Here is a 14,897-nt window from a genome sequence, read left to right as displayed (position 1 = left end):
TTTTTATAAAGCGATGACAGGCTTAATCTATTATTAGTTATATCTGACTGCAACCTTTTCTTCTTGCCTGACACAGAAGCTCTCCATAAAGGAGCTGTGATAAAAGACAATGTAAAAAATGATTGCCATGATAAATGCTGTTATTACATCGTAGAAAGAATGCTGTTTCACAAAAAGAGTAGATAAAATAATAAGTGATCCTATTATATCCATGATAATAACACCGACTTTATTAAATCTCTTACTGTGATGAACAGCTATCATGGTTCCAATTGAATTATAAACATGGATACTGGGCCAAAGGTTTGTTGGCGTATCGGTGCTATAAATAAACTGAACCAAATGAGTAAACACGTTATCCCTTGGCATAATGGCAGGTCTTAGGTTATGCATGTTAGGAAACAGCGTTGATATTATAAGGAATATTGTCATTCCTGTTGCCAGGAAAAAGAAATTCTTGTAATAATCCTCAACATCAAAAGACAACATAAAAAACAGTAGTGTAAGCGCCACATACGCAAACCACATAAAATATGGGATAATGAAGGCCTCTACAAAAGGAATATGGTCATCCACCACTGTATGTATCACCGCATAATGCGAAAACTTGTGTTTCTCAATAAGAATAAACCAATAAAGATAAATGGGCGCATATATAAAGATCGGAGTCGCAAGCTTTAAAAGATCACGAAAGGTCTCTTTGTTCATACTCCTTCCCGTCCATTCCTCATATAATTTTTTCATAATAATCCCTCACAGGCATCTGGCAGCCAAATGCCTAAAAACAATGAAATAAAACCTTCGATTACTCTACCACAATAATTCAATTAATTAAAGTGGAAAATCTTCTGTAACAATTTGTAGCCAGCAAGAGTAATCTTTCTTCCTCCCTTACCTGGAAGGTAGATATATGTTCCTTCTATGCTGTATCTGATCTTAAGATACAGGAGGTAGTTCTTTTCCTTGATGTATTCCAAAAGTTCTTTTCTCTTGGCAAGATTCTCTTTGGTATCCTCAGTAATCAAAAGAACTGATGAAATAGCGGTAATGATCTCAAGGTAATTGAACATGTATTTATGACGCTCTTTCTGGGAGCGGATCATACCATAATTCTCTACATAATAGTCAACCATGAGCTTGTTAACACGAAGCTGCTGATCAATTCTAGAGAGCATAATCTTCTGATTAACTGACTGATCCTCACGACCAATGTAATAATAGTAGAAATTAACATCCAGATAGTACATTGTCTTAACAAAAGGAAGTGGATTAAATACATAAATATTATCTACATAGAAGGTATGCTCAGGGAGCTTAAGTCCGCATTGCTGTAAGAGTTTTGTTCTAAAGATAACAGAGTGCATTAAAAGGTAATGTCCCTTAGGTGTTCTCTTAATATCTTTCCAGGTAAAGAGCTGCTCAATAGGGAACATTGTGTTGTATCTCATTACCTTGTGTCTCTTCTCTCCAACCTTGTTATAAACAAAGTTACTGATAAGAAGATCAAGCGTTGTCTCTCCTCCAGCAAGTTCTGAAAGAGTTGATAAAATTTTGCGATACGCAATCTCTTTTACCCAGTCATCTGAATCAACGACCTTGAAATATAGACCTGTAGCATTTTCTATACCTGCATTAACTGCACTGCCGTGTCCGCCATTGGGCTTATGGATAGCTTTGCAGATTGTAGGATACTTAGCAGCATATGCATCTGCTATCTCTGCAGTTTTATCCTTGGAACCATCATCTACAATCAGGATTTCTACATCCTCACCACCAACAAGAAGTGAATCAATGCACTTCTCCATATAGCTTTCAGAATTGTAGCATGGTACAGCAATTGAAAGTAATTTCATTTCTAAATAAACTCCTTAAATCTATATATTATCTGAGCCTTGTGCTCTCAAATTTCTCCATAGTGTTAAGACATGTACGAAGATCATTGTATCTGTCGTATACATCGCCTTCATTGACAACCACTCCAAGAGATAAAGCCATAATATCAATCATCTCATTGGTGATCGTAGGTCTGAGTTTGGATAAGATGTCATTCTTGTCAGCTGCAAGATCAGCATCCATAAACTCGATAACGAGTGGATCAAGATTAAGTTCCTGAGCCTCTTCATCCACGCTCTTATCCATTACCTGTGAATGCTTGTAGGGCTCTTTCCTGAACTTTTCTCTCTCTGTAGCAATATGTAACTTCTCTGTAGTTTCTGTCACAGGACCTACTGAAATATCTTGCTGCGGCTTCACAATATTTTCATCATCTTGTGGCCTGTTTACTATATCAGTCTTGTCTTTTGCTACCTCTACAGGTTTGTCAAGAGATACTGCTCCTGGTTCTACCTTTTCAAAGCGATACTTCTGAGTAACATCAGGATATTTAACATGATCAACCTCAGACATAAACATATCTAAAGGCCTCACATAAACCTTATAGTCCCCATAAAGAGCCTGGTAAACTACCATTTCCTCTCTCGTTTCAGAATGAATGGCAATAGAAATTATCTGATACAGTTTGTTCTTGAAATGTCTATATAATTCCTGCGGTACTGGTCTTGGTCTGTTCACAACTATCCTCCATACTAAATATACAGTTATATACAAGATATAGTTGCAAAATACCCACGCAACCTTTTCCTAGTATAATCCCATACCTTCATTATTTCAAATCCCCAAAACGTTTAAAGTGGTAAAAAGCCTTTATTTACCCGCTGTGCACTTGATGATCACCATTTCTACGCTGATAACATAATCGAGTTTACCAGTCTTAACAGCTTCATCATTGCCAGCACAAAGCTCCAGAGTTTCGACAAGTTCTTCTCTGGAATATCCCTTTGCCCAGTTTATATACTTGCCAACAAGAAATGGTGCCAGTTTTACAGCACTTGCTATAGAACCATTGTCCCTTCTGTTATCGCTCATTTCTTTTACCTGAAGCATCAGGTTAAACTGCCTTGTAATAAGGGCCAGTATCTTAGCAGGCGGTTCCTTAAGGGCAAGAAGGTCATAGTATAGGTCAATGGCTCTTTTTTGATTTCTCTCTACTATGGCATCTGTCATGGCAAAGATGCGGTTTGTAAGCCAGTTTGCACAGACAGCTTCTATATCCTCTTCTGTAATCTCGCTTTTATCCATGCAATAGCAAATTAGCTTTTCAAGCTCCGTGCTAATGTTGGACATATCAGTGCCTACTCTGTCTATCATAAAGGCAAGTGCCCTTGGAGAAATGCTCTTGCCCTCGCTCTTGACCTTACCTGCAATCCAGGTCTTTAAAATGCCCTCATCCTGCTCATCACAACACATCTCAAAGCCAGTCTTGGATACAGTCTTGTAGATATCTTTACGCTTGTCTACTTCCTTTTCTGCAAAGATAAAAAAGGTAGTTTCAGCTGGAGCCTTCAGATAATCTGCCAGTTCAGGGCATCCGTTTTTGAAAAAGCCACTATTTTCTATAAGGATAACTCTCTTATCTGACAAAAAAGGCATTGTCTCAGCCATATCAATAATCTCTCCAGGATTAAGATCATTTCCTTCATACCTGGAAAAATTCATTGATGCCATATCTCCTGAAAGTGCCTTAACAAGCTTATCCCTGTTCTGATTTCTAAGGTAGGCTTCCTCCCCATATATCAGATAGCACTGCTTAAAAGTGGCATTTTTTATATCTTCATTTATTTGTCTTTGTTTTACTGGAAAATCTGATGTCTTAGCCGCCATTTTTTACACTCCAATTAATATGTTAACACAGAGCGCGTAAAATTCACATTATTATCGTCATAGCGTTCGTTATTATAGAAATTCCCTTATCATCACTTTCTGCCCTGACACAGTCACAGTAATTGCTCCTGACCTGTCAGTCCTATATATTCTTGTACTACCTCCATCAAAGCGCTCCAGAAGTTCTTTGTGAGGATGACCGTATCTATTATCTATGCCGCAGCTTATTAGCGCAATCCTTGGATTCAGATAATCAAGCATTTCCTTGCTTGTACTATTCTTAGAACCATGATGAGCCACCTTTAGGAGCGTTATTTTCTGAAGCATTTCCTGATTACCTTTTATATCATCTAATAAATGCCTTTCTCCTTCCCCCTCCACATCACCGGTAAACAGTGCGGAGAAATCTTTATACTTCAGATACAGAACTGAAGAATAAGCATTAGCTCCTTCTACATTCATCTTGCTCACAGGATTAAGGCACCTTATTTCAACAGCAGAATTGATCCTATCTTTGCAGCTGATATAGCTTACAGGAATATTAAGATCTTTTGCCCTATCTATCAGCCTTTTATAGTTCTCACCCTTTGAAGCTTCAGAAATATCAGGCATTACAAGATTTTTAATCCTGATCCCACCATTTTCCATATCATCCATTATTTCAAAAACACCAGATATATGGTCCTCATCCTCATGCGTTATAAAAACTGCGTCAAGAGTTCCTATTCCTTCATAATACAGATAAGGAATTATAGTATACTTGCCTATATCCTTTTTATCAGTGCTTCCTCCATCTATCAAATAATTTTCTCTTCTGGTCCTTATAACTATGCCATCACCCTGTCCTACATCTAGCATTGATATCTGGAGCTCCGGTTTTGGATCAAGCAAAAGAAAAGTCAGAGAAACTCCAAGTATTAGAACTCCCCACTTGTAGTTTTCTCTATTTCGCGTTCTCTCTATCATGGTCACAAAAGCAAGCAGTCCCAAGACATAAATAAGAATCTGCAGCTTGCTGGCATGACCAAGATACAGTTTACCAACAGGAAGTCTTGCTGAAAGCACGCTCAAGGCTTCATACCATTTAAGGATCAAATGTATCATAGCACTCACAATGGCAATTCTGGTGTTTAATACAAGTCCTAAGACCATAAGTATTATTCCCAGGATCATAAGGGGCGCCATCAGAGGCAGTATAAAAAGATTTAAAAATACCGACTGTATTGGATAAACATAATAAAAGCACATATACACAGGAACTGTAGCAAGAAAAATTGACAAGCCTGCGATCAGACTACTCTTTACATAGTTTTGTGTTTTTTTGAATAGCCCCTCTTTTTTGTCATCTGCAAACTTTAGGCGACTACATTTTTCTTTTGGAAGCAGTTTAATTACAGCTGGCATGATATATCCAATTCCAACTATTGCCCCAAAGGAGAAAAGAAAACCGCTGTTACACAAATACAAGGGCTGCTCAATAAGAAGTAGTAGCTCCACCAGAGAAAGGGCAGATAAAAGATCATAGGTTCTTCCAATCACCTTAGCCAGAAGGCTTAAAGCAAACATAACAATTGCTCTTGCTGCGGACGAGCTCATCCCACACATTTGTCCATAGAAATACATTAATATAACTGGCATAAGCGCCCTAGGGATCATGGGTAGCCTTAGTCTTTTTAGTAGCCTGTAAAGGCCCATGCCCAGAATAGAAATATGAAGGCCACTTACAGCCAGAATATGTATTATTCCAGCGTCCTTGTAGAGTCTTTTGGTATTCTCATCCATAAAGGCCTTATCTCCTAGAAGTATCGCTTTCATAACAGATGAATCTTTACTATCAAGATTTTCATCAAGTACCTTTTCCAGGCTATACTTTATCTGATAAAGTGTCTCATATACTTTATTCTCATTTCCTGCTCTTTTAATTATCCGAGCATCTTTTATCCTATATTCAATTTTAAGTGTTGAATAATAAAGGCGAGAGTCAAATTCACCAGGATTTCTCCCGGCAGAAAAGGATTTAACAAGGCCAGACACCATTACGTATTCACCTACCTTAGGTTCCTTATAATCCTCTTTAGACATATAACATTGAATGTATTTATTGCAAAGGCTTATCTTTCTCTCTTGTGGAATGATATAGAGTACAGGTGATAATTCTCCCAAATAATCGACACGGTATTCCTTGCGGTCAACCATGCCAACTATTTGTATTTTATTACCATCTTCCTTTGAATGATCAAAAAGGTGATCAGATAAAAAGAATTCAAGATATAAATAGACAATCGCCGTTATTACTAATGATAAAAAGCATAACGGTCGTTTCATATTATTAGTTTTCCTTATTTAGTCGATGAGATCCAAATTTCTCTCATAGGATCCATTTATAAGATAGTCCATATAAGTAAAGGCTGATTCACCATTTACCGAGAAAACAACCTTATTTATATTTGGAAGCTCTGTAAGTGTATTTACTACAGAATAAATAGCCACTTCAGCAGAAACCGAATTGGGCTGATATAAAAATGCGCTGTCAAAATCAATATAGCAGACTCCGTCTTTAACGTTGATACTCTTAACCTTGGCATCTTTGGAAAGCGTTGGAAAGGCAATATCCGTGTTAGGTCCACTTATAACCTGCTCTACAGCAAGCTTCTCCATTGAGATATTACTGTTATATACAACAGATCTATAAACCGGAACAAGCTTTGTTCCGTCGCTGCTTGCAAAAAAGAGCTTTAGTTCAACCTTTTCATAGGTATTGATCTCATTACCAGCATTATAAATGAAAGTATCAGCAGACATGTTACCGATAACATTGCCATAATGGTCAGTTATAGGAGTACCCTCAATCTGAAAAGACACATATTCGATACTGTCAAGCTGAGTAAAGGTTCTTACTATTGCTGCCCTATCCAGAATTTCTATGGTTCTTCCAAGTTCCAGATAATTGGGGTTAAAATTTAAAGTCAAAAGTTTATCGTGAAGTGAATACCCTATAAGCTCTATTCCTCCGGAAATAGGAGCTTCATACTGCATTCTGTCAGGCATCTCTTTTAATACACTGATAAGTTCAGTAATTGCAGCATCAGAATCATCCATAGAAGAGGTCAGCTCATAGTCCTGAGAAATAATCCCTGTCTCGCTCGCATTGACATAGTAAACCTTTATGGTCTTGTCTGAAGTTGCCGTATTTTTCCCGCAGCCTGCCCCCATAAACAAAACCATTAAAAGCGCAGGGATAAATCCAAAACGAAGTATTAAGTTTTTAACATTTATTCTTCCTGTCATTGCTTCTTCCCTGAATTAAATAGCGGAATCTTGATAGTAAAGGTTGTGCCCTCACCCAAAGTGCTCTTTACATCAATTGACCCTCTGTGCATCAATACGGCATTTCGCGCAATTGCAAGGCCAAGACCTGTGCCACCAATCTCTCTGGACCTTGACTTGTCTACCCGGTAAAATCTCTCATAGATATGATCAAGAGCCTGCTCAGGAATTCCCACTCCTGAATCAATAACATCCATATAAAAATACTGATGATCTGCATCAAGTTCAACTCTTACAAATCCATTTTTCTTGTTATACTTAATAGCATTCTCAACAAGGTTCATGATAACAAGAGATATCTTTACCTCATCGATTTCAGCTGTAATAGCCCTCTTACTGTCAAGAACAAGTTCAACATTATGTTTCCTGGCAATAGGCCTCATTCTCTTTAATACACCCTCTGTTAGATCAACTACATCAACCTCTGTTATAACAAGGCCAGCTGAAGTCTTGTCCATTCTTACAAGAGCTAGCAGATCGTTGATTATCTTATCCTCTCTGTCTATCTCATGGCCTATATCCTTCATAAATTCCCTATAGACCTCATTGGGAACATCTTCCTGAGCCAAAAGAGAATCCGCCAGAATCTTGACTGATGTGATAGGGGTCTTGAGCTCATGGGATACGTTTGATACAAATTCCTGCCTGGAGTCATCTAGCACCTTCATCCTGCGAAGAAGTGCATTAAAGGCCTTGATGATCTGCTCTGTCTCCAGATAGTTTGGTCCAACAATAGGCTTATCTGTATAGCCTTCCTTGATATCATTGATAGCAGCTGTAATTCTGTCAAAGGGCTTGTACAAGGCATATGAAACTATAGCCGCATAAGCTATGATCACCACAACAATCAGAATTTCAATTGTAGTCGCTCTTCTGTCCAGGATTTCCAATGTTGTAGCAATTGTGTCAGTAGAAACACTTGTAAGAAGAACACCTCTTACAACCTCACTACTATCACCTTTTTCAGATACATCCTGTTCTTCTATAAGCTGAGTTTCAATAATAGGTGTGATCAACTCTATATAGCCATTTCCTTGATCGTAGCTGGACATAGTTCCCTTTGAACCAGTCTTCAAGCATTTTACAACTTCTTCTGAAATAATGGTCTTACCCTGGCTGATGCTATAGGTGTCCTTAACAACCTTAAGGTCGTCATTTATGACCATCACACGTCCATCATAAAGATTAGCCAGCATATCTAGCTCTGCATTTATCACTTCAGAGGATGGATCCTGCAAGTAATTGTAAACAATAAGGTGATTAGCCAAGATCTTAAGCTGAGTCTGAACCTCGGTAGATTTGACACTGACAGCACGATCTTCATAGCTAGCCAGGATTATCTTGTGCATGAAAACACAAGATAGTAAACCTGTGATAGCTACTACTATAAAGAATCGCACTCTAAGACTATTTAGAATGTTCTTGATTTTTAATTGTTTAAAGATTGTTATAATGCTATTTACTATATTTTTCATAAGGTCAACTTATCAAGCCTGGAAATAATAGCCACTTCCCCATTTAGTGCGAACATATCTTGGCTCGCTTGGGTTTGGCTCTAATTTCTCACGAAGTCTTCTGATGTGAACATCTACAGTTCTTACATCTCCAGGATAATCGTTTCCCCAGATAGTGGTCAAAAGCTCTTCTCTTGAATAAATCTTGCCAGGGTTTGATGCAAGAAGTTCTAAAAGCTCATACTCACGGCTTGTTACATTGATTTCTCTGGTTCCCACAAATACTCTTCTGTACTCTTCATGGAGCTTAAGATCACCGTAAGTAATAACACCCTTATTCTCTGAGCTCTTATTGGCTCTACGCATGATAGCCTTGATCCTGGCCTTAACCTCAAGAATGTTAAAAGGCTTGGTAATATAATCATCCGCTCCGTATTCAAGGCCAAGTATCTTGTCCATGTCATCGCCCTTGGCTGTCAGCATAATGATTGGAACATTTGAAAATTCTCTGATCTGCTGGCATACTTCAAAGCCAGACATAACTGGAAGCATAACATCCAGAAGAATGATGTCATAGTTACTAGTTCTCGCCTTATCGAGAGCTTCCTGTCCGTCATAAGCACAGTCAACTTCAATATCATCCTGCTCAAGACTAAACTTAATGCCCTTAACTATTATTTTCTCATCATCTACTACTAGCGCCTTTTTACCCATTTCTCCACCATTTCTATACTGTTATATGATCCTTGATCTTAGAAAACAGCTTATCTTTGATGCCTGATACCTTCATGATATCTTCTATACAAGTAAAATTGCCATTTTCCGAGCGATAATCTACAATCTTGCCGGCAATCCCATCGCCTATACCCGGCAAAGTCTTGAGTTCGTCAATTGTAGCCCTATTTATATTAACAAGACTACCATCACTTACCTGAGAAGAACAATTTCCAAGACTTCCATCAATAGCACTGTCAAAAGGCCTGCCATCAGCCAAAGCTCCTGCCGCCTCTTCCTTAGTTGGAATCTGCAACTTGATACCATCTGATAAAGGAGCTGCCAGATTAACAATGGTCTTATCAGCATCTTCCGAAAAACCACCAGCAGCCTCTATAGCATCAACAGCCCTATGCCCTTCCTTAAGGTAATAGACTCCAGGTTCGTTAACTGCCCCACAGACAAATATTACAAGTTCCTTGTCAGAAGTTCCACCATCACTAGTTTCACTCGCATCAGATTCATTTTGACTCGCTAAAGCCTCATTATCATCATCCGTTATCTGTATACTGGCACTTTCTAAACTGTCATCAGTTAAAATAACCTCTGATGAATCTGCCCGTCTACATCCTGTAAGTACCATCATCAGTACTAATACTGTTATTAAAATATTACGCATGTTTCCTCCATCAGAGGACCCCGCCATGCATTATCTATTTTATTTTATTAAAGAAAATAAAGCAACTCCATTAGAAATTATGTCGCTTTGTGCTATCTCAGTCACTATCCTCTGTAAGCCCCGCTGTGATAGCCTCATCATCAGGATCAGGAATAGTCTCTTCCACATAGCTCTCACCTGTAGCCTGAGTCATGATGCTTTCAGATACCTGTTTGAGAGTTGAATTACAATCCTCTCCATTCCATATCTTGGTAAAAGCTATTTCAAGTTCCATCCATAGATTGCTGGTTTCAATAGTCTTGGGCATAGGAACTGAATCATTGTAAACATTTAAGAATGTTGAAATGTTACTGTCGTTGTATCTTACTCCATAATGAGCAGCAATCTTGCCACTGTTGGTATAAATATCGCCTGAATTATCATTGCACAGAAATCTGGCTACTGCATTGGCTTCTGTAATGTGCTCCGTATATCCATTTACTACAATGCAGTTAGTAACTGACATTGTCCTCGTGCCGAAGTCACTTGTAAGCCCTGGCATATCTGCAACAGCAAACTCATAAGGACATTCTCCCGCATCCTGTGCTTCCTTGATCTTGGCGAGAATATCAGTAGTTGCAACGGTAAATACTATCTTGCCGTCTATGAAATCACTAACTACCTTGTCATAGTCAATATCATCTGCATCTATAGCAAAGAACTGGTTAAGCTGCTGATAAATTTTCATGCAGCTGATCGTATCTGTATTATATATGTCAATCTTGCTGACATCATCACCAGCTCTTCCGCCAACATTCATATAATTCCCTACAAAAAAGTAGTTGTAGAAAATATCTGTTACATCCCACTTAAACACCGCTTCAACCTGCTCAGGGGCGTTATAGCTTTGTGAAAACTTCAAAATATCAGATATTGTAAGAGGAAGGCTCTTTTCAACCTCTTCATCAATCATAACCTGTGTTATCTCTGTACTGGTCTCAGTTGTGCTCTCATCTGATGCACCTTCTGATGCGCCTTCTGATGAACTGTCTATGGCGTTCTGAGCAGCCTCTCCGTCAGCAGCATCTATCTCTGACTGCATATTCTCAACAGCCATTTCTTCCAGATAAGTCTTGTTGTATACAAGAGAACTTGTTTCAAAATACAAAGGATAGGCTATATATCTGTTGTCATAGATTACTGAGCTGATAGCTGCATTTGGAAACATTTCCTCAGAAAGGTAATCCTCCCCGTCTGTAATCTCCATAGCAAGTCCAGCCAGATAGGCCTTTTCCAATGAATCATTTGTTATTATAAAAAGATCAGGGTAATTATCATCTGTAAGAGAAGCCTTATTGATTTCTTCAAGATATTCCAGACCGGAAACAAGAACAGGCTCTATACGAACACTTTTATTACTCTCTGAATAGGCTACCGCTCTACTCTGAAGGTAGCTGGTAAGCGAGTCATCCGTATACCATAATCTAACTGTTGTCTTATTCCCTGGAAATAGCGAACGATTTTCAAAAATGCTCTGTCCCGAGCGGGCATACACCATGGTGCCCGCAAGGGTACATGCTATTAGTATAATAGAAAAAATTCTGATTCTTAATTTCATACAGACTCCAGACAAGATCTCAAAATGCCGATCATGTCATCCACATCCTCTTTCGTAATAATAAGAGGTGGAACAAATCTGATTATATTAGAACCGGCATTTATCAGGATCAGTCCCCTGTTAAGAGCCCTTCCAATCACCTCCGAAACAGGCCTGTCAAAAACAAGACCCTGCATCAGACCCGCACCTCTTCGGTCAACTATGAAATCATACTGATCCCTAAGCTCATCTAAGCGCTTTTCTAAATAAGGAGCAACTTCTTTCACATTCTCTATTATATTGTCCTGTTTAAATAAATCAAGTACTTTACTGACAGCTGTACAAGCAAAAGGGTTTCCTCCATAGGTGGTTCCATGATCACCGGCGGCTAGAGAATTTGCCCCTACTTTCTCAGTCATAAGAAATGCTCCAACAGGAACTCCACATCCAAGTGCCTTGGCTGTGGTCATGATATCAGGCCTTATTCCATATTTCTGCCAGGCAAACATGTAGCCTGTTCTCCCCATTCCGCATTGTATCTCATCAAGGATCAGGAGAATATCTTTTTCATCGCACAATTTCCTAAGTCCTGACAAAAACTCCTCTGTAGCAGGGTGAATGCCGCCTTCTCCCTGAACTGTCTCAAGGATAATAGCGCATGTTCTATCAGTAACATTTTTATAAACGCTACCAAGGTCATTTAGATCAGCAAACTTAATATTCCCGATCATTGGTTCAAAGGCTTCTCTGTAATGGGGATTTCCTGTAACAGATAATGCACCGAAGGTCCTTCCATGGAAGGAATGGTTCATAGCAATGATCTCCCCGTCATTTTTGCCTGTTTTATTATAATAGTACTTTCTGGCAGCCTTTAAAGCGCCTTCTACTGCCTCAGCTCCACTGTTTGTAAAAAAGACTCTGTCCATTTTCGATACATCTTTTATCTTTTTGGCAGCTTCTATTGCAGGTACGTTATAATAATAGTTTGATGTATGAAGAAGCTTGTCAATCTGGGCTTTAAGGGCATCATTATACTCTTTATTATTGTATCCAAGGGCAAAAACAGCTATTCCCGAAACAAAATCAAGATACTTTTTGCCATCTGTGTCATATAAATAAGCTCCATCTCCCCTGTCTAGTACAATCTGATACCTGTTGTAGGTATGAAGAAGTGCCTTTTCTGCCTCATCAATATATTTCTGCATTGTCTCGCTCATTTTGTCATCTCCTTACTCTAATCATGATCATGGAGTCCGCACTATCAGGCCTCTTTTGCAAGCTCATTATCAGACATAAACATTGTTCCAACTCCCTTGTTTGTAAAGATTTCAAGAAGAAGGCAATGTGGAATTCGCCCATCCAGGATATGCACCTTATTAACGCCTTCTCTTATGGCATTTGTGCAGTTATTAAGCTTGGGAAGCATTCCACCGCCAATGTTTCCGCTTGCAATAAGAGCATCTGCTTCTGAACAGGTAAGCCTTGAAATAAAGGTAGACGGATCTTTGATATCCTTGTACACACCCTCGATATCTGTCAAAAAAGCCAGCTTGTCTGCCCCAACAGCCTTGGCAATCGCGCAGGCAGCATCATCAGCATTTATATTGTAGGTATCAAAATTATCGTCAAAGCCAACTGGAGCTACAATTGGCAGGTAATCATTATCAAGAAGGTCAAATAAAACCTTGGGATCAACCTTATCAACCTCCCCTACAAAGCCTATATCCTTCCCATCAGAGAGCTTTTTGGTAACATGTAAAAGACCTGAATCCTTACCGCTTATACCTATTGACTTAACTCCCAACTCCTGAACCATAGTCACAAGCTGCTTGTTAACTCTTCCAAGGACCATTTCCGCTATTTCCATGGTTTCCGCATCAGTTACACGAAGTCCATTTACAAACTCTGCCTCTTTGCCAACCTTAGAAACCCAGTTACTGATCGCCTTGCCGCCACCATGAACTATAATAGGCTTAAATCCAACAAGTTTCAAAAGAGTAACATCCGTTATTACACTTTTTTGAAGTTCCGGATTGCTCATGGCGCTTCCACCATATTTAACAACTATGACCTTTTTATTAAACTTCTGTATATAAGGAAGGGCCTCCACAAGCACCTCTGCCTTTTTTAGTACTTCCTGCATATCCTTATCCATAGCACTCCTCCTACAATATAATCTGATAGCACAGGTTATTTTTCCCTGTCAGCTTCTGTAATCTGCATTTATCTTGACGTAATCATAGGTAAGATCGCATCCCCATGCAGTAGCAGATGCATTTCCCTCATTCATATCCACAAATACTGTAACAGCGTCAGCCTTCATAATCTCAAGAGCCTTGTCCTCATCAAAAACGATAGGTGTTCCTTTATCAAAAACCTTGAGCTTTCCATACTCACTTTCAAAATAAAGCTCCACATCATTCTGGTCGAATTCTGCTCCAGAATAGCCCATGGCACATAAAAATCTTCCAAAGTTAGCATCACAGCCGTAAATAGCGGCCTTTGACAGATTAGAACCAACTATGGCTCTTGATAATATCCTTGCATCCTGCTTATCCCTTGCATTTACGACCTTGGCCTCAAAAAGCTTACTTGCACCTTCTCCATCTGCAGCCATTTTCTTGGCAAGATACTCACATACAAATAAAAGAGCTTCCTTAAATGTGTTGTAGTCATCTGCCTTTTCAGTTATCTCTTTGTTTCCAGCAAGGCCATTAGCCATGCATAAAAGAGTGTCATTTGTAGATGTGTCTCCATCTACAGTGATCATATTAAAGGTATCCTTTACAACGTCACTTACAGCCTCCTGCAAAAGAGCTTTGCTGATCGCAAGGTCTGTAGTAAGGAAGGCCAGCATAGTGCACATATTAGGATGGATCATTCCTGATCCCTTGCTCATTCCTCCAAGTGTAACTGTCTTGCCATCTATTTCAAAAGATACAGCAACCTCTTTATTAACTGTATCAGTTGTCATTATTGCCTTGGAAGCATCAGTGCCAGCCTTAATGCTGCCATCCAAGGTCTTACTCATTGCCTCAACTCCCGCTACCAGCTTGTCTACTGGAAGCTGCATTCCTATTACTCCAGTAGAAGCAACAGCAACAGTATTATAAGGAACATCAAGATATTCCTCACAAGCCCTGGCTGTGGCCTCGCAAGCATCGAATCCCTCTTTTCCTGTGCAGGCATTGGCTATGCCAGAATTTACAACAACTGCCTGCATTGGATCCCCAGATTCAACAATCTTTTTATCCCACATTACGCAGGCTGCCTTAACAACGTTTGAAGTAAAGGTTCCTGCGCATACACAAGGCTCCTTGGAATAAACAAGAGCCATATCTGTCCTATCCTTATATTTTATCTGCGCCATAGCGCTTGTAGCTTCAAACCCTGTCGCAGCTGTAACTCCGCCTTCTATAACCTTCAT

At 39.2% G+C, this 14,897-nt stretch carries 13 protein-coding genes; all 13 read right to left on the bottom strand.

Translation table 11 applies throughout. The annotated features are described in order from the left end of the window. Nucleotides 1-33 precede the first annotated feature (33 nt). The 13 genes from BLO53_RS11610 to argJ all read right to left on the bottom strand — a co-directional run bounded on the left by BLO53_RS11610 (nucleotide 34) and on the right by argJ (nucleotide 14,897). Nucleotides 34-744 (bottom strand): phosphatase PAP2 family protein, encoded by a 711-nt coding sequence (locus BLO53_RS11610; RefSeq protein WP_092061739.1) that lies wholly within the window; start codon nucleotides 742-744, stop codon nucleotides 34-36. A gap of 83 nt (nucleotides 745-827) precedes the next feature. Beyond that, nucleotides 828-1,853 (bottom strand): glycosyltransferase family 2 protein, encoded by a 1,026-nt coding sequence (locus tag BLO53_RS11605; protein ID WP_092061735.1) that lies wholly within the window; start codon nucleotides 1,851-1,853, stop codon nucleotides 828-830. 28 nt (nucleotides 1,854-1,881) lie between these two features. Beyond that, complete coding sequence (locus tag BLO53_RS11600) at nucleotides 1,882-2,571, bottom strand: DUF1653 domain-containing protein (protein ID WP_092061732.1); 690 nt, start codon at nucleotides 2,569-2,571, stop codon at nucleotides 1,882-1,884. A 132-nt stretch (nucleotides 2,572-2,703) separates the two neighbouring features. Continuing rightward, nucleotides 2,704-3,720, bottom strand: a complete 1,017-nt coding sequence (gene holA, locus BLO53_RS11595; protein WP_092061730.1) for a DNA polymerase III subunit delta — start codon at nucleotides 3,718-3,720, stop codon at nucleotides 2,704-2,706. A 72-nt stretch (nucleotides 3,721-3,792) separates the two neighbouring features. Then, nucleotides 3,793-6,045 carry a DNA internalization-related competence protein ComEC/Rec2 gene (locus tag BLO53_RS11590; RefSeq protein ID WP_092061727.1) on the bottom strand — a complete coding sequence of 751 codons (2,253 nt, stop codon included), beginning with the start codon at nucleotides 6,043-6,045 and terminating at the stop codon, nucleotides 3,793-3,795. Nucleotides 6,046-6,063: 18 nt separating this feature from the next. Then, nucleotides 6,064-7,008 carry a GerMN domain-containing protein gene (locus BLO53_RS11585; RefSeq protein ID WP_092061723.1) on the bottom strand — a complete coding sequence of 315 codons (945 nt, stop codon included), beginning with the start codon at nucleotides 7,006-7,008 and terminating at the stop codon, nucleotides 6,064-6,066. Further along, nucleotides 7,005-8,522, bottom strand: a complete 1,518-nt coding sequence (locus BLO53_RS11580; protein ID WP_092061720.1) for a sensor histidine kinase — start codon at nucleotides 8,520-8,522, stop codon at nucleotides 7,005-7,007. Before BLO53_RS11580 ends, BLO53_RS11585 begins: the two co-directional genes overlap by 4 nt. Nucleotides 8,523-8,534: 12 nt before the next feature. Continuing rightward, nucleotides 8,535-9,215 (bottom strand): response regulator transcription factor, encoded by a 681-nt coding sequence (locus BLO53_RS11575; RefSeq protein WP_026488075.1) that lies wholly within the window; start codon nucleotides 9,213-9,215, stop codon nucleotides 8,535-8,537. Between the two features lie 13 nt (nucleotides 9,216-9,228). Further along, complete coding sequence (locus tag BLO53_RS11570; RefSeq protein ID WP_176757259.1) at nucleotides 9,229-9,894, bottom strand: helix-hairpin-helix domain-containing protein; 666 nt, start codon at nucleotides 9,892-9,894, stop codon at nucleotides 9,229-9,231. Nucleotides 9,895-9,991: 97 nt separating this feature from the next. Further along, nucleotides 9,992-11,491 (bottom strand): sugar ABC transporter substrate-binding protein, encoded by a 1,500-nt coding sequence (locus tag BLO53_RS11565; RefSeq protein ID WP_092061714.1) that lies wholly within the window; start codon nucleotides 11,489-11,491, stop codon nucleotides 9,992-9,994. Further along, nucleotides 11,488-12,687, bottom strand: a complete 1,200-nt coding sequence (locus BLO53_RS11560) for an aspartate aminotransferase family protein (protein WP_242875370.1) — start codon at nucleotides 12,685-12,687, stop codon at nucleotides 11,488-11,490. Before BLO53_RS11560 ends, BLO53_RS11565 begins: the two co-directional genes overlap by 4 nt. Nucleotides 12,688-12,731: 44 nt before the next feature. After that, entirely contained in the window at nucleotides 12,732-13,625 is an 894-nt protein-coding gene (gene argB / locus BLO53_RS11555; protein WP_092061709.1) for an acetylglutamate kinase, read from the bottom strand. Nucleotides 13,626-13,673: 48 nt separating this feature from the next. Continuing rightward, a complete protein-coding gene (argJ, locus tag BLO53_RS11550) occupies nucleotides 13,674-14,897 on the bottom strand; it encodes a bifunctional ornithine acetyltransferase/N-acetylglutamate synthase (protein ID WP_092061814.1) in 1,224 nt (407 codons plus the stop codon).

Source organism: Butyrivibrio sp. INlla14, from assembly GCF_900102515.1.
Lineage (GTDB): Bacteria > Bacillota > Clostridia > Lachnospirales > Lachnospiraceae > Butyrivibrio.
The sequence above is the reverse complement of the archived record's forward strand: the minus strand, read 5'-3'. Positions and strand labels throughout refer to the sequence as shown.